Source organism: Nocardia shimofusensis NBRC 100134 (assembly GCF_001613125.1).
Classification (GTDB): domain Bacteria; phylum Actinomycetota; class Actinomycetes; order Mycobacteriales; family Mycobacteriaceae; genus Nocardia; species Nocardia shimofusensis.
This window is the reverse complement of record NZ_BDBT01000004.1, coordinates 203,116-226,445: the sequence shown is the minus strand read 5'-3', so window position 1 is coordinate 226,445 and position 23,330 is coordinate 203,116. Positions and strand designations below refer to the sequence as shown.

Sequence of the window (23,330 nt, the reverse complement as noted above, 5' to 3'; positions counted from 1 at the left end):
TTCTCAGTTCCTGGGATCGAGGATGATCTTGGTCGCTTCGCGGGCTTCGAACATGCGGTATGCCTCGGCTGCCTCGCTCAGGCCCATCCGGTGGGAGATCATGTCGCTGGGGCGGAGCTTTCCGGCTCCCATCAGGGCGATCACCTCGTCCATGTATTCTGTGATGTGGGAAACGCCCATTTCGACCTTCACGCCTTTGAGGTACAAGTCCGAGAACGGAATCGTCAGGCTCTCCTCGGTGTAGACACCGGGGATCGACAGGGTGCCGCCGGCCCGAACCAAGGCGATGGCCGAGATCAGCGCGGACTCGTGTCCGACCGCGTCCACGACGACGTCCGCACCGCGCCAGTCGGTCAGATCCAACACCGCGTCGGCAGGGTCGTTCTCGGAGGCGTCGACCCCGATCGCCCCGTAGCGTTCGGCTTCCTTCAGACGAGCCTTCACACGGTCGATCACGATGACCTGCCCGGCGCCGAGCGCCACCGCGGCCATGGCCGCGCACAGCCCCACCGGCCCGCCGCCCACGACGGCGACGCTGTCTCCGGGGCGCATCGCCCGCGCGACGGCTTCGTAGCCGGTCGTCATGATGTCGCCGGCGAACAGGATGTCCTCATCGTTGGCCGACCCACCGGTCGGCACCGCACGCGCGGTCAGGTCCGCGGACGGCACCACCACGTATTCCGCTTGGCCGCCGTCGAGATCGCCGAGTGCGAGCCCGAGGCCGAAAATTCTACTGCCCGCGCAGTTTCCGGGCTGGTGGCGACGGCATTGATAGCACGAGCCGCAGCTGACCACACACGAGGACACCACTCGGTCGCCCTCGGAGAACTGGGTGACCGCGCTGCCGACCGCCTCGACCGTGCCGAGGAATTCGTGGCCGAGAATGATATCGGACTCGAGTTCGAGCCGACCCTCGTACGGGTGCAGATCGGTGCCGCAGATCGCGGTCTGCTCCACTCTGAGCAGCAGGTCGGTCGGCTCACCGATGCTGGGAACCGGGACGTCCTCGACCTCGACCCGGTGCGGCGCCTTCAGCACCGCGGCCTTCATGGTGCTGGGCATGTCAGGCGACCTCGGCGTCTTTGCGGGCGATCTTCTCGCGGTACATCGGGAACAGCGGCTTGGTCAGCGGCACCAGTTTGAGGATCTTGTTGACCGGCCCCTTCGCCTTGACCTGCCCCTTGGCGAGGCCGACAGCGAGGTTGTAGTCACCGCGCCAGAATTGATCGGCGGTATCGGCACGCATCAGCAGGGTGATATCCGGCTTCACTTCGGTGGGGCCGACGAAAACCTGGTAGTCGTCGCGGAACGCGATCGTGACCTCGCAGTCCGGATCGGTGTAGAGAACACGCATCACGATGCCGGCAGCCCGCAATTTCGGTCCGGATTCGGGGTGATCGCCCGCATCGCGAAACACTCCTCCGATGTACTCGTCGAGTTCGTCCGCATCTTTGAAGAAACCCATATTTCGACTCCCGTGCCCGGCCTCTGGATGATGGCTTGTTTTGTTGACAGAAGCCATCAAATCACCGCCGAACAATAAAGATCAGACCCCACAAGGGGTATATCCCCCTCCCGAAAGGGATATGTCACGAGTCACATACCGCTCCCTGTCGGATGCGCGCAGAGACCGCACAGGACACAAGTGGAACCCGAACCACACGCTCGAACCTGCCCATGACGCCGACATGATGACCTGGACAGCCAAAGTAATTGCAACACAACGATAATCGCGTTCAATACGCCCTAGCCGCGACCAACCGGAGTTACAGCCCACGCCGGCTCGAAAACATCACGGGCAATGCCGCTGGATCTACGAAGAACGCTGTACACAGGGTTGCTTGTCGCTAGGAAGCCATCGACTTCCGCGCAGCACCGGAGCGATCGACGGTGACGTCGTGCCCACCATCTCGGGTGGCTGCTATCCAGGATCCCCACGGCCCGCCGTCGAGATCTGATCATGCTCAAGCCCTATCACCGACCGGGCGAGAATCAGGGCGCACCGAGATCGGCCGCAGCTTATGTACCCGACTGCAACGGGACGGGCACGGCCAATTCGCTACACTCCTCCATGCACCTGGCCTGGTGCGCCCGAATGCCATGGCTCGGGCAGGAAATGCACTACCGCGCGGTTCTCGCAGATGAATCGACGAACCCGGAGCCCTCGCTAGCCGTCGGCGCCCCCGCACACGAAACAGTACACATGATGCTCGGGAAGCTCTCGACACTCCCCGATAGGAGCCGACCCCGACGTTCTGTCACTCAACAGAGTTTTGATTGTATGGTCACTTTGAATATTCAATCAACCATGCGGCTCGTCGGGGGCGCCATCAGCGCACCGGACCCGTGCGAAGCCACGGGGCCGGCGACGTACCGGAGTCGTCGCACCATTCGACTCACCCCGCCTTCCCCCGGCTTCGGCCAGCTTCTCCCTCGGCTGAGCGAGCTTCATCGGGCCGGCGGCCAGAAACAGCACGGCAAGCAGAATAATGTGAGACTTTGGTGGACTTCCGCGATGACCGAAACCTGGCCGTCCCGTCCGGCCGCGCATGTCACAGAGCGCCCGCGGATCTCCCGACGCCGGTAGGTCCGCGATCACGATCGTTGCGACGACCGGCGATGGGTGCCGGGCGAACGCTCCGGCTCGGGCGGCAACAGCCACCTCCGTAGTCGTGGGCGATGTGACGCAGCCTGCCGAGACGTCCTTTGACGGTGGTTTTCGGACCTGGTTACCGTTGCGCAGCTTTGTATTCAGCGAGGGGAGTTCGTCAGATGCCCGATGACGTCCCACCGACTCCAGCCGTTCCGTCCGTACCCGATCCAGCCGTTCCGTCCGTACCCGATCCAGCCGTTCCGGCGATGCCCGATCCAGCCGTTCCGGCGATGTTCACACCAGAGTTCTTCCAGAATCCCTATCCTTTCTACGCATGGCTACGGGACAACGCGCCCGTATATCCGGTCACCATCCCGTTCGTCGATATCAGGGTGTGGCTGGTCAGCCGATTCGCCGACGTCCGGCACGGCTTCGCCGACCGGCGACTGAGCAGCGACTACCGTTCCGCGTCAGCGGATTTCCACGCGGCGGGCCTGGCCTTCGGGGCGGGCACGGTCGCCGAGCGCACGATGGTCAACCTCGATCCACCGGACCACACGCGTGTCCGTCGCCTGGCTGCGGGCACCTTCACAGCAGGCCGAATCACGCAGTGGGAACAGACCATTCGCGAGGAGGTCGACGCCCTACTCGACCCGCTGCCGATGGGCGAACCGGTCGATGTGATAGCGCGGATCGCGGCGCCGCTGTCGGTCCGGGCGATCTGCGCGGTTATCGGCGCGGAGCCGGGCGACGAGGCCGACCTGCGGCGGTGGGGCGATCTGGTGTTCACCGCGGATCCCGCGGAGCTGGCGCAGGTCCCCGAGGCCACCGCCGGGCTGATGAAGTACGCCGAGGAGCTTGTGGCGCACAAGCGCAAGCATCCCGGCGACGACCTGCTGTCCGAGTTGATCGCGGCAGGCGACGACTCCGGCGGCCTCAGTTCGGACGAGCTCATCGCCACTGCAGTGGGGCTGGTGGTGGCCGGCTACGAGAGCTCCATCCGGCTGATCGGCGACGTGCTGCTCGCGCTGCTCGACCACCCCGACCAGCTTGCCGGCGTGCGCGACGGCAGATTCACCGTGGCGGACGCGATCGAGGAAACGCTGCGCTACGACGGTCCCCAACCCAGTTCCCTATGGCGATTCGCGACCGAGGATCTGAATATCGCAGGCACCGCGGTCCCGGCGCACGAGCCGGTGCTGCTGCTCGTCGGTGCCGCCCATCGGGACGAACGGCAGTACCCAGATCCGGACAGCTTCGACCTCGGCCGGGCGAACAAGCGGCATCTGGCGTTCGGGCACGGACTGCATCGCTGTCTCGGCGCCGCACTCGCCCGACTGGAGAGCCGGATCCTGCTCGAACATCTGCTCTCGCGCTGCTCCCAGCTGTCATTGGGCATGCCGCGGGAGGAAGTCCACTACAAGCCGTCACTCGTGCTTCGCGGGCCGAGTGCCCTTCCACTCGTGCTCCACCGCTGAAAACGCGGCATCCCTCATGCTGTCGCGATCGTCTTACCAGGAGAATTTCGTGATCATCGCCCTCGGCCTGTATCCGGGTTTCACCGCACTGGACGCCATCGGCCCGTATCAGGTCTTCACGACCGTGCCGAACGCCGACGTGGTGCTGTGCGCCGCGGAGAAGGGCACGCTTGCCGACGATCACGGTCTGCTGCAGTTGCCGATCGACACCACTTTCGCAGACGTCCCGCGCCCCGACATTCTCCTGATCCCCGGCGGCGCGGGCTCGCTCACAATCGCCAGGGAGAGCGGGCCGATCGTCGACTGGGTGCGCGGGGCACATCCACACACCAGGTGGACCACCTCGGTGTGCACCGGAGCGCACATCCTCGCCGCCGCGGGCGTTCTGGACAATCAGCCGGCTGCCACGCACTGGAACTTCTACGACGAACTCGCCGAGTACGGCGCGCACCCCACAGACCAGCGCATCGTCATGGGCGAGCGCATCGCCACCGGCGCGGGGTCCTCGGCGGGAATCGATCTGGCGCTGACCCTGGTAGCCGATTTCGCGGCTCCCGAACTCGCACAATGCATTCAACTCGCCCTCGAATACGATCCCCGGCCACCGTTCGAGTCGGGCACTCCGCGCAAAGCGACCCAGCCGATCGTCGACCTCGTCTCGATGATGATGGGCGAATTCGAAAAGCAGTACATCCGACGAGCAATCCAGAACTGAGCCGTCCCGGCGGCGGCTCGAGTCGCCGAATCACGATGCGAGGATGCTATGGAGCATGTCCGACTGGCCGAGGCGATTCTGCGCATCGTGTTCCGGCGTCGCCGCACCACCGACCCGTCGGATCCGTGCTCGGCCGAGCCGTGCCCGGAATGCTTCGCTCCCCACCTCGACAGGATCTGCCGGCATGTCGCGGCCGGTGAGCCGGTGCACTTCGTCATCCCGGCGTTCCCGGCGAAGTCACGTAACCGGCGTAAGACCGTCGGGCGGTTGCCGGACCTGGGAGAGCAGCTGGCCCTCGAGTCGATCCAGGCTTTCTGCGAGCGGATCTCGGCGGTGTACGCACCGGGCGCGGTAGTCACCGTCTGCTCCGACGGGCACGTGTTCAGCGACGTCCTGGGTATCCGGGACGAGCACGTCGACGACTACGGCGCCGAACTGCTCAGGATCATCCGCTCGATCGGCGGCGGAGCGATCGGGCTTTACGCGCTGGCCGACGTCATGCCTGGACTGAGCTGGGAGCAGCGTCGCGGCCGGCTGCTCGACGAGCACGCCGATCCGATCGAGAAGATCCGCGACGCGGTGCGTTCCGCGCCCGCGGCCCGTCGGATGTTCAACGGCATCCACCGGTTCGTCACCGAGGACAGTGCGGCTCTGATGCCGGAGCTCAGTGCCACCCAGATCCGTAATCACGCGAAACTGACCGCCTACCAAGTGGTCCAACGCAGCCAGGCGTGGAGCCGGGTCGTCGCGGGAGCCTTCCCCGACGCAGTGCGGCTGTCCATCCACCCCCAGGCGAACCACGACACCAAGATCGGATTTCACCTGCTGGGCACCACCGACAGCTGGCTCACCCCGTGGCACGGCGTGGTGCTCGACGACGGACTGCGTCACGTGCTGGTCAAGCGCGCACAGGCCGAGAAGCTCGGCGCCCGCCTGGTGTGGCGCAACAACAGGCCCAGCCATTTCGTTCTCGCGGAGCCGATCGGGTCGAGTTCGCTCGCCCCCGCGCCCGCCACGTCGAAAGGACAATCGTGACCGATCAACGGCAGCAAGTCCTGCTCGAGGGCGTCGATCTGGCACCGTTCGGGCGGCTGGTGACTGCGCCTGCCGCCGGGCAGACCCTCGCCGATGTACCCATCGATTGCCTGCTGGCCACGACTCTGTCGGCCAAGGTGCTGGTCCTGCGCGGATACGAGTTGCTCGACGCGCTCGCCCTCGAGGCATACTGCCGGGCCGCGGGTGAACTCGTGCAGTGGGAGTTCGGCACGATTCTGGACCTGGTCGTACAAGAGGATCCGAAGAACTACCTGTTCGACTCCGGGGACGTGCCGTTCCACTGGGACGGGGCGTGGCAGGATCGGGCGCCGCGGTACTTCCTGTTCCAGTGCCTGCGTGGGTGTTCGCCGGGCGCGGGTGGCGAGACGGTGTTCTCGGACGCGACCAGGGTGTACCGAGACGCGCCCGAGGAACTGCGCGACCTGTGGGCCCACACCTCGATCACCTACCGCACCGATCGGCTGGCACACTACGGCGGCACGATGACCCATCCGGTCCTGACAATCCATCCGGTGACAGGCGAGACAACGATCCGGTACGCCGAGCCACTGGACCCGGCGCGGTACCGAAACCCTTTGCTCCTCAACGTCGAAGGGCACCCCCCGGAGATGGCGACGCACCTGATGGGGGAGCTCAGCTCGCGCCTGCACGACCCTCGCTACTGCTATGAGCACGCCTGGCGGACCGGTGACATCGTCGTCGCCGAGAACCATGCCCTGCTGCACGGGCGCAACCGCTTCACCGGATCCACCGAGCGGCACATGCAGCGCATCCAGATCCTCTGACCCGACGGCCGGTGCCCATCGCGACAGCGGATGACGGGCGAAACGATTGGAATGCTGCATTGGTCGATCTGCTGACCCCCGCGACGAGGTCCGTGCGAGCCTACGGACACCTCGCCAATGTCTATTTTCTCGACTACAACCTGGGCTATCTGTTGGTGGCGACACTGCTGCCCACGGCTGTCGCGCGCGAGGCGAGCACCTGGGTGGCTCTGGCCCTGATCATTGTGGGGTACTTCCTGCTCCACAGCGCGGTGATCGCCTTCGACGACATCACCGGCTACCGGGACGGCACCGACGCGAAGAACTATCAGGACAATCCCAGCGCGCTGCGGCGCGCCAAGTGGAAACCGCTGGTCACCGGGGAGCTGCGGCTCGGACAGGCGGTGCGGTTCGCGTGGACATGCGTGGCAGTCGGTCTGCTGCTGCTCTTGACAGGCCTGCTCATGACGCCGCATCACCCGCTTGCGCTGATCGCACTCGCCGTTGCCGGCGTGTGCGTCTCGCTGCAGTATTCCTACGGAATCAAGTTCAGCCACATCGGCTTCCAGGAAATGGTGCTCCTGCTGTGGACGCTGGAGCTGGTGCTGATTCCGTATTGGGCGCTGACCGGCGGGCTCACCGGGCGCATCCTGGTCGAGGGTGCGCTGTTCGCCTTCTGGCTGATGATGGTGTCGATGTACTCCAACCTACGTGACCTGGAGACCGACCGCGGCGCAGGCAGGCTCAACATCGCGACCATCGCCGGGGAGCGCAACTACATCAGACTGCTCGGCGCACTCGCCGTCGCGGACATCCTCGTGGTGGGAGTGCTCGTGGTGACGGGGATACTGCCGCCGCTGCTCGCAGCGCTCCTGTGCCCGGTGTTCGCCGCCCGGCTGGCCCAGTTCCGTCTCGGCGCACTCGAGCGTAATCCCTTGCTGGGCCGATTGCTCGGTCGCCGTCTGGCCTGGGCGGGGGCGATTGTGATGGCCATCGGGAATCTCGTGGTTTCGGGCTGATTCGCCGACCCACGGCCGGGCCGTTCCCGCACGGGTGCGGTACGGGGAACCTGCGTGAACCACCGTCGAAGTAGTAGGACCCCGGAAAGATCCGCGATAGACTCGCCACCATGGTGGAAGCACGGGCACAACAGACCATGGCTTGCTCTCCCGAAGAATTCCTCGAATTCGCGATGGACGTCGAACGATATGCGGAAGTGGACGACAAGATCGGACGCTTCGATTGGGTTCGCCGCGATGGGAATCGCGTCGAATTCAAATTCCGCCCGGCGATGCCCGGACTTCCCGGCCCGGCGCCGAAGATGATCGCGCAGGGAATTCTCACACCGGGCAAACGAGTCGATGTCGGACTCGCGCCGCTGCCGGACAGCAAGCTGTGGCATCGGCTGATGAAGTTCGATGCGAGTTTCGTCTGCGAACCCGGCGAGAACGGCACCCTGGTCACCAGGACGATGGCAGCCGAAATCACACCGGCGCTCCGCTGGCTGGTCGATCCCATTCTGCGCCGCAATCTCCCGGGAAATATCGAGACCGAGATTCGGCAGGCCAAGGCATATATCGAAAGGCGCAGCAGCCGGCATTGACCCGCCTGCTCGCCTCGCCGGTGAACTTTGTCGCCGAACTCCTACTGGTGCGAGGATGGGATCAGCTGCCGTACAAGGCATTCCGTCCACCACACTCGAAGAGAGTTCCTATGAACGACGACTATGACGTGGTAATCGTGGGCGCCGGTCTCGCAGGATGTACCGCGGCAATTCTGCTGGGCCGCGCGGGCTTGCGGATCGCGCTGCTGGAGGCGCATCGGAATCCGGAAACCTACAAACGGCTGTGCACCTCGTCCATCCGGTCGAGCGCGTTGCCGACCATGAGGCGCGCAGGACTGGACAAACTCATCGAGGATGCCGGCGGCGTCCCCTCTCACGACGCCTATCTGACTCCCTACGGTTGGCTGCGCGCGCCCCGCACGAACGACCGTCCGCCACACGGTTACAACATCCGCCGCGAAACCCTGGATCCGCTGGCCCGCAACGCCGCCGCCGAGGTGCCGCAGGTCGATCTGCTGCTGGGCGCCAGGGTTCGCAATCTGACCAGGGACGCGCGCGGACGCGTCGACGGTGTCGAGGCCGCCGTGCACGGCGAGAATCGGCGACTGCGAGCGAGGCTGGTGATCGGCGCGGACGGGCGCCATTCGAAGATCGCCGAGTTCGCCGGGCTGCGGGGTCATCGATCCGAGAACTGCCGCTCATGCGTCTTCGCCTACTACCGCAATGTGGAGGTCCCCGAGGACCGGACGCTGAGCATCTGGCTGAAGATGCCCGAGATCGTCTCGATCGGCGCCATGGACGACGGGCAGGTGGTGCTCGCCGGCCTGCTCGACAAGAAGCAGTACGCCGCCGCCGCGGACAAGGAGGCAGCACTGCTGGCCGCGTACTCGGGCCTGCCCGGTGTCCCGGATCTCAGCAGCGCCGAACGTGTTTCCGAGGTCATCGGTTACCGCGACTACCCGAGTATCACGCGCCCGCGGATCACCGCGCCCGGTGTCGCGCTGATCGGCGATGCCGCGATGTCGGCCGATCCGGCGGAGGGCGCGGGTCTGGGCTGGGCGCTACAGACGGCCGAGTGGCTCAGCGACGCGGTGGCGCGGCCACTGCTCGAGGGCGCCGCCGACGGAATCGACGCGGCGGCGCGAAAGTACCAGCGCACACACCGCTTCCGATTGTGGCCGCATCAGCTGCAAATCGTCGATCTGAGCAAGCGTCCCGAGTTGTCGATCCTGATGCGAGTGCTGCTGTCCGCCGCGGTGCACGACTCGTGGGTGGGAGCACGCGTCACCAAAGCGGTGACCCGCAATTCCTCCATGTTCACCGCCCTGCATCCGGTGTTCGTGGCCCGCGCACTGTTCGCCGCCCTGCGCCGGCGCCTGACCTTTCGTGGGAGCGGCGCGACACCCGTCACGGCTCAGCTGTTGTAGGCGCTACGGGCCTCGATATAGGACTTGGCGTGTTCGATCTCCGCCTGGAAGTTCGCGGGCAGAGTCCGTCGCAGGATCGGTTCGACGAGCCATCGCAGCGCTGGAATCACCTCCAGCGTCGTGGAACTCGTGACGAGGGTGCCGCCGTCGGCGGGCGTGCAGACGAAACTGCCCGTATAGGTCATGACGCGGTTGCCGAACTTGTTCATCGGTAGCGGCGCCAGTCGGAGATCGATGCGCTCGCCGGCCACCAGCGTCAGCTGAAGCACCATTTTCGGCATCGGCCGCGGCAATCCGGGAAGCGCGGGCCGGAATCGGAACCGAACGACATCGCCTTCGCGCCGTATCCAGGAAAGCGACGTGATCTTGTCATCGACCTCGGCATAGCGCTCGACGTCCATGACGAAATCGAGATATTCGTCGGGGGAACATTTCATAAGCTGGCGCACGACCACATCCATACTCCGGAAAGATACGGTCGCGCGCCTGACGCAGGCAAACTGGTGCGCCTCAAAGGTATTGAGAGATAGTTGAATACGAGATTTCGGCAGGAGAGGAAGTCCACGTGCATCCGATGAGTATCGCGGCATTCGGCAGCTACCTCCCGCCGGAGGTGCTCACGGTCGACCCTGCGGTCGCGGCGGCCGATCCGATGGCCCAGAGCCCACTTTTTCGTCTGCCCGACCAGCGGCACCGGATCGCGCCCACCCAGCGGGCGGCGGACATGGTCGTCGAAGCCGCGCGGCCGATGTTCGAGCGCCTCGGCCTCGAGCCGGCCGGCAATATCGATCTGCTGATCACGAACACCCTGTTACCCGACGAATGCATCACCGGATGCGGGGCGGAGGCCGCCTACCGGCTGGGGTGCGATCCGGCGCTGGTGCTCGATCTGCACAACGGCGGGTGCGGCGCCTTTCCGTACATGCTCAAGATCGCTCGCGCGATGATCAGCAGCGGTGAGGCGAGAACCGTTCTGCTGGCGAATATTCAGAATACTGCGGGCCAGTTGTTCGCCCAGCCGGAGCTGAGCGGAAAGCAGAGTGCGGCCATAGCCGGAGACGGTTGTGGCGTCGCCTATGTCACCGGCGACGGCCGTTCCCCCGTGCTGGGCGTCCACGTCCGGAATACGCCCGCCTTCGCACCGGATATGTCGCCCGCGACCGGCGACGGCCGCAAGTACTGGGCGGCGGGCAGCGGCGAGCTGGAGATCGTGTTCGATCAACAGAAGTCCAAGGAGATCATCGATCGGGGGAATCGACTGGTCCCGGAGGTGGTCGGCGAGCTGTGCAAACAGATCGACATCGATCTCGGCGCCATCGACTACCTGGTCACGAATCAACCCAATCGGCTGTTCCTGCGCAATTGGCGCCGGGCACTGGGGCTGGAACCCGAGCAGCATCTCGACACCTTCGACCGCTGCGGAAACCTCTACGGCGCGGCGGTTCCGGTGACGCTCGACACCGCGATCCGAGAGGGCAGGATCGCCGACGGTTCGCTGGTGGTGATGGCGGGATTCGCGCACGCCGGTGATTTCGCCGCCGCGGCGGCGATGCGTTGGCACAACTGAGTCACGCTACCGGTGTAGCCATCCTTCGATGGCGCGCGCGGCGTGCACGGCATCCTCCTCCATGACGGAGAAATGGTCGGCGGGCACCGAGACGGTGGTCTGCGCGATGTCCCAGAGCGGCCGATCCGCATCGCCGGGACGTCGCTGTGCGCGCAGCATCAGCACGGGCGCGGCGACCGGACCGGGGTGCCACTGCTCCAGTAATCCGAGGTAGGCGCCCATGGCGGTGAGATTGTCGTCGGTGACCAACCGGCCGTCGGCATCCCGATCGAGAACGCTGCCCAGCGCCCAGGCGAAACTCGCCGCGCGTGCCGCGGCATCGGGATCGACCGTGTCGATCATGACGATGCCTGCCACCGGGCGCCCCGTCTCTTCCAAGCGCTGCGCCATCGCGTGTGCGACCACTCCGCCGATCGAGTAGCCGACCAGAACCGGGGGCTCACCGTCCGCGGCGGACAGGGCAGCGTTCGTCAGGGCATCGATCGCCGCGAACCAGTCCGCGGGTACCGCACCGGCTCGCTCGAATCCGGGAAGGACCAGCGCCTTCGCACGCGAGCGCCGCTCGAAGGAGGCGGCCAGCCGCGCGAACTGGTGCGGGCCCGACCCGGCGAGGAACGACGGCACGCAGACGAGTACCGGAGGTGCGCCTTCACTGACCAGCAAAGGCTTCGACGGGCGGGGGAGATCGGCCGCCGAGGTGAAGGTGCTGCGCGTGGCCGCCGCCGCCCGCAGGACCGGGATCGCCTCCGCCAGGGCGCCCGCCTCGTGCGCTCGACGCAGCACGGCCGTCAGACTCGCCGCACCCACCGGTCTTCCGGCGAGCAGAGGGTCGGGAGAGGCATCGGTGGACATGACTCAGCGCACCCCCAGATCGTTGTCGATCAGATCGAAGATTTCCGAGGCCGTTGCCGACTTGATGCGCTCGCTCCCCTCCTCGCGCGCCTCGTCCTCGAGCATGCGCTGGGTCGCGCGCAGGCGTTCGGCCACACGCGCACGATCCTCGGTGGTGGCCGAGCGGATCAGCTCCGCCAGCCGGTCCAGTGCGAGGTCGAGGGGATGCGCGGTCGATCCGGACGCTGCGCCGGGTGTGAGCTGCTGGAGCAGGCGCCTGGTCACGGCGCTCGGAGTCGGATGGTCGAAGACCAGGGTGGCCGGCAGGGTGAGCCCCGTGGCGTGGGCGAGGCGGTTGCGCAGTTCGACGGCGGCCAAGGAGTCGAATCCGACATCCTTGAATGCCTTTTCCGGGTCGATCGTCGCCACGTCGGCGTGCAGAACCTCCGCGGCCTCGGCCGAGACCAGCCGCAGCAGGTGGCGTTCGCGTTCCCGGGGCGTCAGCGACGCCAGCCGGTTCCGCAGGGCCTGCGCCGCCCCGCTGTCCGGCTTCCCGGCCGTGGCGGGCACCAGGCCGCGCAGCAGAGCCGGCAGCTCCGCGGTCCGGCCGCGCGCCCGCAGTGCGGCGATGTCCAGCCGCATCGGCGAGATGACGGGGTTCGGCGACGACAGTGCCGCGTCGAACAATGCCGTGCCCACATCGGCAGGCATGGCGGCGAGACCCGTTCCGGCCAGTCGGGAGACGTCCAGATCGGTGAGCTCGCCGGTCATCGACGTCGATTGCGCCCACAGGCCCCATGCCATCGAGACGGCAGGTAGACCGCGGACTCGACGCCAGTGGGCCAGCGCGTCGAGAAACACGTTGGCGGCGGCGTAGTTCGCCTGGCCCGGGCCACCCAGCAGGCCCGAGGCGGAGGAGAACAGCACGAAGCCGGACAAGTCGAGATCTCGGGTGGCCCGGTGCAGATTCCACGCGCCGTACACCTTGGCCGCCAGTACCCGATCGACATGGTCGGGGGTCATCGATTCGATTGTGGTATCGGCCAGTACGCCCGCCGCATGAACGACGACACGCAACGGATGGGCCGGGTCGATCGAAGCGATCAGATCCGTCACCGCGGCCGGATCGGCCACGTCACAAGCCTCGATCCGTACCCGCGCGCCGAGCTCGGTCAGCTCCGCCGCCAGGACGTCGGCCCCCGCCCCCGCCGCGCCGCTGCGGCTCGCCAGCACGAGAAAGCGCACGCCGTGCGCGACCACCAGGTGGCGGGCCAGCAGCGCCGCCAAACCGCTCGCACCGCCGGTGATCAACACCGTCGACTCGGCGTCGAAGACGGTGGTGGCGGGAGCCGGTGTGGTGCATCTGGTCAGGCGCGGAACGTGAACGCGGCCCGAGCGGATCGCGACCTGCGGCTCGCCGATCGACAGCGCCGCCGCCACGCCCGACCATCCCACCTCACCGTTCGAACGGGTGCCGGTGTCGGCGGCGTCGTCGGTGTCGGTGTCGACGAGTACGAAACGGTTCGGGTGTTCGGCCCGGGCGCTGCGCAGCAGACCCCATACCGGCGCGGTCGACAGTTCCGGCGTCTCGTCCTTCGCGACGGCGATCGCACCTGAGGTGACCACGACCAGCCTGGATTTCGAGAACCACGGCGAGGCGAGCCATCTGTGGACCATCGCGAGAGTGTCGAGGACCGACTGCCGTGCCGCGTCCGGCACCGGCCCCCGCACCGGCGGAATCGCCACCACCACCGCCTCCGGCAGCGGCGCACCCGCTTCTGCCTCGGCCTCGAGCGCCGCCAGATCCGGATACCGCGGCAGCCCGGTCAGGCCGCCGGGGTCGAATCCCGTCTCCACCACCGCGACCTCGGGAGCCGTACGCTCCGCCGCCGTCGCGGGCTCCCACCGCACCTCGTACAGCGCCCCCTGCGCCGAGCGCCGGCCCGCGGCCAGCTGCGCCACCGACAATGGCCGCGAGACCACCTCCCCCACCGAAACCACCACGCGACCGGCGCCGTCCACACCGACCATCGACACCGAATCCACCCCGGTCGGACGCAGCCGCACCCGCAATGCCTGCGGGGCCCCGGAGTCGGCCCGCAACCAGACCTGCGACCACACGAACGGCAGCACGACACCGTCCTCGGCCGCCGGACCGCCGACCGTGCCGTCGGGCTCGGAAACACACAGGGCCGCGTGGAAGGCCGCATCGAGCAGGGCCGGGTGGATCGAATAGCCTCGGCCCGGCGCCGGGGAGACGACGTCGGCGTAGATGTCGCGGCCGTGCCGCCACACCGCCCGCAGGCCACGGAAGGCCGGGCCGTAACCGAAGCCGCGGGAGGCGAGCGATTCATACCATCGCTCGATGGGGATCGTGGTCGCGCCGGGCGGCGGCCAGGTGTCCCAGTGTTCGTCCGGTGGGGCAGCGACCTCCGGGCTCAGGACACCGGCGGCGTGCCGGGTCCATTCGCTGTGGTCGAGGGTGGTGTGGAAGGCGAATTCGCGTCTGCCGTGCTCATCCGGGTCGCCCACGGTCAGCTGGACGCCGACGGTGGTGTCCGCGGGAATGATCAGCGGGGCCTCGAGCATCAACTCGGCGACCGCCGGGCACCCAGCCCGGGTTCCGGCCGCCGCCGCCAATTCCAGGATCGTGGTACCCGAGACGACCACCTCACCGAATACGGCGTGGTCGGCCAGCCACGGATGGCGGGCCGACGACCAGCCACCGGTCCACAGCCATCCCGGGCCCCCGCCCGGGCGGACGGCGCCGGCGAGCAGCGGGTGGACGCTGGGGGCCAGACCGAGTTCCTCCGCGTCGCCCAGGGTTTCGGCGACGGCCCAGAAGCGCTCGTGGTCGAAGGCGTAGGTCGGCAGGGCGACGCGACGGGCGCCGCGACCGGCGAACACGGCCCGCCAGTCGATGTCGGCACCGGCGACGAACGCCTCGGCCAGCGCGTGCAGCATGCGCCGGGGCCCACCGTCGCCGCGCCGCAGCGTGCCTACGACGGCGGCGCGAATTCCGCTGTCGGAAACCGTCTCCTCGGAACCGAGGGTCAGCAGCGGATGCGGGCCCACCTCGATCACCACGTCGTTGCCCGCCGCCAGCAGTTCACGCAGTGCGGGCTCGAAGAGAACCGGCTCGCGAAGGTTGCGATACCAGTAGGAGCCGTCGAGTTCGGTTGTCGGGAGGACTCTTCCGGTCACCGTGGAGTAGAAGGGAACGCGGGAGGTGACCGGGTGTAGCGCCGCGAGCGCGGGCGCCAACGGCTTGCGCAATCCGTCCATCGCCGCGGAATGCGCGACGAAATCGACGCCGTCCACCAGCCAGCGCATCGTTCCGGCGCGCGCCAGCACGCGTTCCAATCGCGCCAGCGGTTCGCGGGGCCCGGCGACGACGACCGCACGCGGCCCGTTGACCGCGGAGATCGTGAGATCGTCGAATTCACTCAGCAGCGCACGAACGGAGTCCGCCGAGTCCACGATCGACAGCAGCGCACCCCCTTTGCTCCCGAGTTCGCCGATCAGCCTGCTACGCACGGCGACCAGCCGCGCCGCATCCGCGAGCTCGAGCGCACCGGCCACATGCGCCGCGGCGATCTCCCCCTGTGAGTGGCCGATCACCGCGTGTGGTCGCACCCCGAAGGATTCCCACAGCGCCGCCAGCGACACCATGACCGAGAACAGCACCGGCTGCACGACATCGACCCGATCCAGGGCGGGCGCGTCCGGACGACCGCGCAGCACGTCGAGCAGCGACCACTCGACATGGGGGTCGAGCGCGGCCGCGCATTCGGCGATTCGCTCGGCGAATACCGGCGCGGTGTCGAGCAGTTCGACTGCCATCTGCGCCCATTGCCCGCCCTGCCCGGGGAAGACGAAGCCCACCCGCCCGGACCGATCCGCCCGTCCGACGACGACGCCGGGGGCCGTGCGTCCGTCGATGACAGCCTCGAGTCCTTCCAGCAGTTCCGCTCGGGTGGTCCCGACCACGACCGCGCGATGCTCCAACCGCGCCCGGGTCGCCACCAGCGAATACCCGACGTCGACCGGGTCCAGGCCGGGATCGGCGAGCACCCGTTCGCGCAGCCGCCCGGCCTGCTCCGGCAGCGCCGTGGCGGACTTCGCGGAGAGCACCCAGACGATGGGCCCCGCGCCGAACGCCGCCACGCCCGGCGCCGGGTCGGCGCCGTCGGTCGGCTCGGGTGGCTGCTCCACGATCACGTGCGCGTTGGTACCGGACACCCCGAACGAGGACACGCCCGCCCGCCGCGGATGCCCGTTCTCCGGCCACGGCCGTGCCGCGGTCAGCAACGACACCCCGCCGGACCAATCGACCTTCTCCGTGGGTGTCTGCGCGTGCAGCGTCTTCGGGAGCACCCCGTGCCGCATGGCCATGATCATCTTGATCAACCCCGCCACACCGGCAGCCGCCTGGCTGTGACCGATGTTCGACTTGATCGAACCCAGCCACAGCGGTGCACCGGCGCGGCCCTCGCCGTAGGTCGACATCAGCGCCTGTGCCTCGATCGGGTCACCCAGCGGAGTCCCGGTGCCGTGCGCCTCCACCGCGTCCACCTCGTCCGCCCTCAGGCGCGCGTCGGCCAGTGCCGCGCGGATCACCCTTTCCTGCGACGGACCATTCGGGGCGGTCAAACCGTTCGAGGCCCCGTCCTGATTCACCGCCGAACCGCGCAGTACGGCGACGATATCGCGATCGTTGCGTATGGCGTCGGAAAGTCGTTCCAGCAGAAGCACTCCCATCCCCTCCGACCACCCCGACCCGTCGGCGCTCTGCGAGAACGCGCGGCACCGGCCGTCCGGCGACATGACCCGCTGTTGCGAGAACTCCACGAACAAGCCCGGTGTCGCGAGGACCGTCACGCCCGCGGCGACGGCCATAGCGCACTCACCGCGCCGCAGCGACTGCATCGCCAGATGCGTCGCCACCAACGACGACGAACACGCGGTATCCACCGTCACCGCGGGGCCCACCAAACCGAAGGTGTACGCGACCCGGCCCGACACCACACTGCCCGCCGAACCGACGCCCCAATAGCCACTCAGTTCATCGACCGTCCGGGTGATCAGCTCGTAGTCGCGATACATGGAACCGGCGAATACACCGGTATCGCTGCCCCGGACCGAAGCCGGATCGATCCCCGCATCCTCGAACGCCTCCCACACGCCCTCCAGCAACAGCCGCTGCTGCGGATCCATCGCCAACGCCTCACGGCGGCCGATACCGAAGAAGGCGGCATCGAAATCACCTGCACCGGCCAGGAATCCACCCGAACGGCAGTAGGTGGTTCCCGGATTTCCCGGATCGGGGTCATAGAGGGCCGTGACATTCCAGTCCCGGTCGACGGGAAAGTCCGAGACCGCGTCGACGCCGTCGGACACCAGCTGCCACAGTTGCGCCGGTGAGCCCACACCTCCGGGATATCGGCAGGCCATGCCGACCACCGCGATCGGCTCGTGCGCCGCCTCGAGCAGTCGCTGATGGTCTCTGCGCAAGCGCGCGTTGTCCTTGATCGACGCGCGCAGCGCCTCGACGACCTCGTTCATCGACATCGACATCGGGCCGGTCCTCCTACTGCCGATCCCCGCGCAGGGCGAGCTGGACAAGGGCTTCGGCATCCATGCCGTCGATCCCCGCCAGTTCCTCGGCGTGCTCGGCGGGCATCACGGGTGCGGCGACGGGCCCGGACTCGGCCCGCGCGGGGAACAACCGGTCGAGCAGGCAGGCGGTGATCGCATGGGGCGTGGGATGGTCGAAGACGATGGTGGGCGCCAGGGTCAGGCCGGTGGCGCGGCTCAGACGGTTCCGAAGTTGTACCGCGGCCAGCGAATCGAAGCCGAGTTCTTTGAAGGCCCGGTCCGGGGCCACGGCCTGCGGAGTACGGTGATGCAGCACGGTCGCGACCGCTTCCCGGACCACCTGCAGCAGGTGATGCTCGCGCTCCTGCGCCCCGAGTGCGGCCAGTGTCTTTCGAAGTTCCGCCGCGGGGTCTGCGGTCGCGGCATCCCGGCCGGAGGTGACGAGACCGTCCAGGACCGGGTCGAGGCGTCCCGCCCGCGCCTGGCTGCGCAGTGCCGCCCTGTCGAGGCGAACCGGGAACACCACCGGATCCCGGCCGGCGAGCGCGGCGTCGAACAGTGCCAGGCCCTCCTCTGCCGACATCGCGACCACCCCGGACTCTCCCAGCCGGGCGACGTCCAGTTCCCGCAGTTCCCGGGTGAGTGAGGTGGTGGGGGCCCAATACCCCCAGGCCAGGGATATACCCGGCAGTCCGGCGGCGCGACGGAAGTGCGCGAGAGCATCCAGGAAGACGTTCGCGGCAGCGTAGTTCGCCTGGCCCGCGCCGCCGAGAAGGCCCGAGGCCGACGAGAACAGGACGAATCCGGACAGCTCGAGATGGCGGGTGGCCCGGTGCAGATTCCATGCCGCGTCCACCTTCGCCGCCAGCACCCGGTCCAGTTGCTCCGGCAGCATGGCCTCGATCACCCCGTCGGCGAGCACGCCGGCGCTGTGCACGACCACACGCAACGGATGTTCGGGCCCGATGCCGGCGATCAGGGTGGAGACCGCGGCCGGATCGGTCACATCGCAGGCAGTGACACGTACCCCGGCGCCGGATTCCGTCAGCTCTCGCACCAATTCGTCGATGCCCTCCGCAGCCGGACCGCTCCGGCTCGCCAGGACCAGGTGCCGGACACCGTGCTCGGTCACCAGGTGGCGGGCCGTCAACGCGCCGAGACCGCTCGTTCCGCCGGTGACGAGCACGGTCGCCTCGGCATCGAAGCAGTCCGCCCGGAGATCGAGTCCGGCCGAGCGGCCGGTGCGCGAGACCGGCTCGAGCCGGGGAACGCGGAGTCGCCCGTCTCGCACCGCGATCTGCGGCGCGCCCGCGCCGATCGCCAGATCCAGCTCATGCCACCAGCGGCCGGGGTCGGCCCGGTGCTCGGTGTCCAGGTCGGCGATCACGATCCGGTCGGGGTGCTCGGTCTGTGCGCTGCGCAGCAGTCCCCAGACCGGGGCTACCGGCAGCGCTACGGCGGCATCGGCATCCACCGCCACCGCGTGTTCGGTCACCACCACGAGCCGAGTCGTGGCCAGTCCCGGCGCCGACAGCCACCGCTGTACCAGGTCCAGTGCCCGTCGAGTCGTCGCGTGCGCGGCCCCGGCAACATCCGTGTCCTGCGGTGCCGTGATCCGCACCAGGGCCACATCGGGGGCCACGGCCCCACCGTCGAGCGCGGCAACCAGATCCGGCACGTCCCGGAAACGCCGAACATCCCGATCTCGCGGGTCTGCTTCGATCTCCGGCCCCAGGAGAACGAGGCGTCTCGGCGTGCCCATCGGTGACGCGGCGATCTCCGGCCAGCCCAGTGTGAACAGCGCATCGTTCCGGGAGCGGGCCGGACCCAGGTGGTCCGGGGAGACGGGCCGGGAGACCACCGAGTCCACCGAGACGACAACGTCTCCGGCCTCGTCGATCCCCACCATGCCCACCGCGTCCGGCCCCGTCGGGGTCAGGTGTACCCGCAACACGCCGGTACCGGGACGCCGCACGAACCGGACTCCCGACCACACGAACGGGAGGACGACACCCTGTGGCGCGGATGCCCCGTCGCCGAGCAGTGCCGCGTGAAAGGCGGCGTCGAGTGCGCCTGGATGCAGCAGAAAGCCCGATCCGGACTGCGGCATCCGGACCTCGGCGTAGATCTCCTCGCCGCGCCGCTGGACCGCGCACATCCCCCGGAAGGCAAGGCCGTAACCGAAGCCGCGCTCCTCCAGTGCCGCATAGGCGTCGGCGACATCCACCTCGCGGGCATCCGCCGGCGGGGAACTCACCGAATACGGTGCTACTGCGTCGCTCTCGGCGACCAGAGTGCCCGAGGCGTGGCATACCCAGGCACCGCCCGCGTCGACGGCAGTGTCGGAGTACACGGTGCAACGAGATCTGCCCTCGTCGTCGGGCTCACCGACGCGCACCTGGATCGCGACCTCGGCGCCGTCGGGCACGATCAGCGGCGACTCCAGCACGAGTTCGGCGACGACGGGACAGCCCGCGCGTGCCCCTGCCGCGGCGGCCGCCTCCACCAGCGTGGTGCCCGATACCACCACCCGGCCGAAGACGAGGTGGTCGAGCAGCCACGGATGTCGCTCGGCCGACCAGCTGCCGGTGAACAGCCAGCCGGATCCGTCTGCCATGTGGACCACGCCGGACAGCAGAGGGTGCTCCGCCGAGGACAGCCCCGCCGACCGAACGTGCCGTTCGGCGACGGCCCAGAAGCGCTCGTGTTCGAAGGCATAGGACGGCAGCGCGACGGGCCGCGCGTCACGGCCGGCGAACAGAGCCCGCCAGTCCACATCCACGCCCGCGACGAACGCCTCCGCCACCGACAGCAGGAAACGGTCCGGACTTCCGTCGTCGTGGCGCAGCGAACCCACCGCGCACACCTCCCCGGGATCCACACCGGCCGCCCCGACGGACTGTTCCAGCGGGACCGTCAGCGCCGTGTGCGGACTCATCTCCACGAAGGCCCGGTAGCCCTCGGCGAGCATGCCGCGTACCGCGGGGTCGAACAGCACCGGCTCCCGCATGTTCCGGAACCAGTAGTCGCTCGTCGATTCGGCGGGCGCGCCCGGCACAGTGGAGTGGAAACGCACCGGTCCGTCCTCGATGCGCAGTTCACCGAGTTCCGCGAGCAGCGGTTCACGCACCGGGTCGACCTGCGGCGAATGCGAGGCGTAATCGACCGGCACCCAGCGCACCCACACACCGTCGGCCACACAGCTGTCGTACACCTCGGTGAGCGTCTGCCCGGCGCCCGACAGGGTGACCATGGCCGGGCCGTTCACCGCCGCGACCCAGGCCTGCCCCGGCCACCGCCGCAGCCGCTCCCGCACCCGCTCCACCGGCTCGGCCACCGACATCATCCGCCCACCACCCCCCACCGCGACAACCAGATCCCGCACCAGACGACTACGCACCGCCACCACACGAGCACCATCGGCCAACGAAATCCGCCCAGCCACACACGCCGCCGCAACCTCCCCCTGCGAATGCCCCACCACCCCATCCGGCCGCACACCCAACGCCTCCCACAACGCCGCCAACGACACCATCACCGAAAACAACACCGGCTGAACCACATCCACCCGATCCAGCGAAGGCGCACCCTCGTTGTCGCGCAGGACATCGGTCAGCGACCAGTCCAGATGTGGCGCCAGCGCCTGCTCACACTCGGCCATCCGTGCCGCGAAGACAGGTGAGGAATCCAGCAATTCCACCGCCATACCCGGCCACTGAGGCCCCTGGCCCGGGAACGCGTACGCGACCCGTTCGATGCGTCCGGCGCGGCCGGAGGCGATCCGCAGATCGGCTCTGTCCTCGTGACTTCCGTCGATGACAGCGTCCAGACCGGCGAGCAGCGACTCACGAGTTCGACCGACGACGACGGCCCGATACTCCCACCGCGCCCGCGTAGCGATCAGTGAGTACGCGATGTCCACCGGATCCCGCTCGGGATCGGCGAGTATCCATGCGCGCAGCCGCCGCGCCTGCCCGGTCAGCGCCGCGCGCGATTTCGCCGACAGCACCCATACCACCGGCCCGGATACGAACAGAGACGGCGCGGCCGGATCAGGCACAGGTTCTGTGGCATCCTCGCCTGCGGGCGCCTGCTCGACGATGACATGCGCATTGGTACCGCCGATGCCGAAAGCCGACACACCGCCGCGGCGGGGCCTGCCGTTGTCGGGCCAGGCCCTCGCCTCGGTGAGCAGCCGTACTCCGGACTCCGCCCAGTCCACTTCGGCCGTGGGGGCATCCGCGTGCAGTGTCCTGGGCAGGATCCCGTGTCGGATCGACATGATCATCTTGATCAGGCCCGCGGCGCCGGCGGCCGCCTGACTGTGACCGATGTTCGACTTGATCGACCCCAGCCACAACGGCGTTTCGGCGCGGCCGCGGCCATAGGTCGCCATCAACGCCTGCGCCTCGATCGGATCACCCAGGGTGGTCCCGGTGCCGTGCGCTTCCACTGCGTCCACGTCGGTCCCCGACAGACCCGCATCCGTCAGCGCCGCGCGAATCACCCGCTCCTGGGACGGCCCGTTCGGCGCTGTCAAGCCGTTCGACGCGCCGTCCTGATTCACCGCCGAACCACGCAGGACGGCGAGAACGCGATGGTGGTTGCGCCGAGCGTCCGACAACCGTTCCAGCACGAGCACTCCGACGCCTTCGGACCACCCCGCACCGTCGGCGTCCTCGGCGAACGATCTGCACCGGCCGTCCGGCGACATGGCCCGCTGCCGCGAGAATTCGACGAACAGTGCGGGTGTCGCGTACACCGTGACGCCGGCCGCGAGGGCGAGCGAGGATTCTCCGCGCCGCAGCGACTGCATCGCCAGATGCGTCGCCACCAGCGACGACGAACACGCCGTATCCACCGTCACCGCCGGACCGACGAGACCGAACGTGTACGCCACCCGCCCCGAGAGCACACTGCCCGCCGAACCGACGGCCCAATAGCCCTCCAGCTCGTCTCGACTGGAGCGCGCGAGGTGGCGGTAGTCGGAGTCGCACGCGCCCACGAAGACTCCGGTGTCGCTGCCGCGCAGCGACACCGGGTCGATGCCCGCGTCCTCGAACGCCTCCCACACGCCTTCCAGCAACTGCCGCTGCTGCGGGTCCATGGCGAGCGCTTCGCGCGGACCGATGCCGAAGAACCCGGCATCGAATTCCGCCGCGCCCTGCAGGAACCCTCCTGAGCGCGCATACGAGGTGCCGGGATGGTCCTGATCCGGATGGTATATCGCCTCGACATCCCAGCCGCGGTCCGCCGGGAACCCCGTGACCGCGTCCACGCCCGCGTGCACCAGCTGCCACAACTGCTCGGCCGAATGCGCGCCGCCCGGATACCGGCAGGCCATTCCGACCACCACGATCGGATCGTCGTGCTCGGCCCGCGCTCTCGGCGGCGCGCCCGCATCGTCGGCCACGCTCGACGGATCGAACCTCGCGAGCAGGTGCCCGGCCACCGCCGCGGGGGTCGGGTAGTCGAACAGGAGAGTCAACGGCAGCTCGAAACCGCTCACCTCCGAGAGCATCCTGGTGAGCTCGACCGCCGCGAGCGAGTTGTATCCGTAGTCCTGATACGCCCGATCCGGATCGACGTTCTCGATCCCCTTGCCGATCAGGTCCGCGGTCTCCCCGCGGACGATCTCCAGCACGACGGCATAGCGTTCGCCGGCGGGCACGCCCGCCAGACGCCGGGACAACAGCGACGCCGGCAAGGCGTGATCGGACATGTCGATCCCTCGATC

Annotated in this window: 14 protein-coding genes; 8 read left to right on the top strand and 6 right to left on the bottom strand. The window is 68.2% G+C overall.

What is annotated here, in order from left to right:
* Window positions 1–3: 3 nt before the first annotated feature.
* On the bottom strand, window positions 4–1,062 hold the full coding sequence (locus NS3_RS06475; RefSeq protein ID WP_067855104.1) for an alcohol dehydrogenase catalytic domain-containing protein: 1,059 nt from the start codon (window positions 1,060–1,062) through the stop codon (window positions 4–6).
* Between the two features lies 1 nt (window position 1,063).
* Window positions 1,064–1,465 (bottom strand): SCP2 sterol-binding domain-containing protein, encoded by a 402-nt coding sequence (locus NS3_RS06470; protein WP_067855101.1) that lies wholly within the window; start codon window positions 1,463–1,465, stop codon window positions 1,064–1,066.
* A gap of 1,418 nt (window positions 1,466–2,883) precedes the next feature.
* Here NS3_RS06470 and NS3_RS06465 point away from each other — a divergent pair.
* From NS3_RS06465 to NS3_RS06435, 7 genes are all read left to right on the top strand, one after another.
* Window positions 2,884–4,071: a cytochrome P450 family protein gene (locus tag NS3_RS06465; RefSeq protein ID WP_169811606.1), complete on the top strand. Its 1,188-nt coding sequence runs from the start codon at window positions 2,884–2,886 to the stop codon at window positions 4,069–4,071.
* Between the two features lie 49 nt (window positions 4,072–4,120).
* A complete protein-coding gene (locus NS3_RS06460) occupies window positions 4,121–4,786 on the top strand; it encodes a DJ-1/PfpI family protein (protein WP_067855408.1) in 666 nt (221 codons plus the stop codon).
* Window positions 4,787–4,834: 48 nt separating this feature from the next.
* Window positions 4,835–5,821, top strand: coding sequence for an L-tyrosine/L-tryptophan isonitrile synthase family protein (locus tag NS3_RS06455; RefSeq protein WP_067855094.1), 987 nt, complete (start codon window positions 4,835–4,837; stop codon window positions 5,819–5,821).
* A complete protein-coding gene (locus tag NS3_RS06450; protein ID WP_067855091.1) occupies window positions 5,818–6,627 on the top strand; it encodes a TauD/TfdA dioxygenase family protein in 810 nt (269 codons plus the stop codon). Before NS3_RS06455 ends, NS3_RS06450 begins: the two co-directional genes overlap by 4 nt.
* Window positions 6,628–6,719: 92 nt before the next feature.
* Entirely contained in the window at window positions 6,720–7,625 is a 906-nt protein-coding gene (locus NS3_RS06445; RefSeq protein WP_169811605.1) for a UbiA family prenyltransferase, read from the top strand.
* 110 nt (window positions 7,626–7,735) lie between these two features.
* Complete coding sequence (locus tag NS3_RS06440) at window positions 7,736–8,209, top strand: SRPBCC family protein (RefSeq protein ID WP_067855086.1); 474 nt, start codon at window positions 7,736–7,738, stop codon at window positions 8,207–8,209.
* Window positions 8,210–8,319: 110 nt separating this feature from the next.
* Window positions 8,320–9,597 carry an NAD(P)/FAD-dependent oxidoreductase gene (locus tag NS3_RS06435; RefSeq protein WP_067855082.1) on the top strand — a complete coding sequence of 426 codons (1,278 nt, stop codon included), beginning with the start codon at window positions 8,320–8,322 and terminating at the stop codon, window positions 9,595–9,597.
* On the opposite strand, the gene NS3_RS06430 is transcribed toward NS3_RS06435, so the two are convergent.
* Window positions 9,585–10,058, bottom strand: a complete 474-nt coding sequence (locus tag NS3_RS06430) for an SRPBCC family protein (protein WP_169811604.1) — start codon at window positions 10,056–10,058, stop codon at window positions 9,585–9,587. The two genes, NS3_RS06435 and NS3_RS06430, sit on opposite strands and share 13 nt — an antisense overlap.
* A 113-nt stretch (window positions 10,059–10,171) precedes the next feature.
* Between NS3_RS06430 and NS3_RS06425 the strand changes: the two genes are divergently transcribed.
* Window positions 10,172–11,164, top strand: a complete 993-nt coding sequence (locus NS3_RS06425) for a 3-oxoacyl-ACP synthase III family protein (protein ID WP_067855077.1) — start codon at window positions 10,172–10,174, stop codon at window positions 11,162–11,164.
* Between the two features lie 6 nt (window positions 11,165–11,170).
* Here the strand turns inward: NS3_RS06425 and NS3_RS06420 are convergent, their stop codons facing one another.
* Genes NS3_RS06420 through NS3_RS06410 form a run of 3 tightly spaced genes read right to left on the bottom strand, consistent with a single transcriptional unit; the run spans window position 11,171 to window position 23,315 of the window.
* On the bottom strand, window positions 11,171–12,016 hold the full coding sequence (locus NS3_RS06420) for an alpha/beta fold hydrolase (RefSeq protein WP_067855074.1): 846 nt from the start codon (window positions 12,014–12,016) through the stop codon (window positions 11,171–11,173).
* A 3-nt stretch (window positions 12,017–12,019) separates the two neighbouring features.
* Window positions 12,020–17,572 carry a type I polyketide synthase gene (locus NS3_RS30300; RefSeq protein ID WP_067855071.1) on the bottom strand — a complete coding sequence of 1,851 codons (5,553 nt, stop codon included), beginning with the start codon at window positions 17,570–17,572 and terminating at the stop codon, window positions 12,020–12,022.
* A gap of 13 nt (window positions 17,573–17,585) precedes the next feature.
* Complete coding sequence (locus NS3_RS06410) at window positions 17,586–23,315, bottom strand: type I polyketide synthase (RefSeq protein ID WP_067855068.1); 5,730 nt, start codon at window positions 23,313–23,315, stop codon at window positions 17,586–17,588.
* Window positions 23,316–23,330 lie beyond the last annotated feature (15 nt).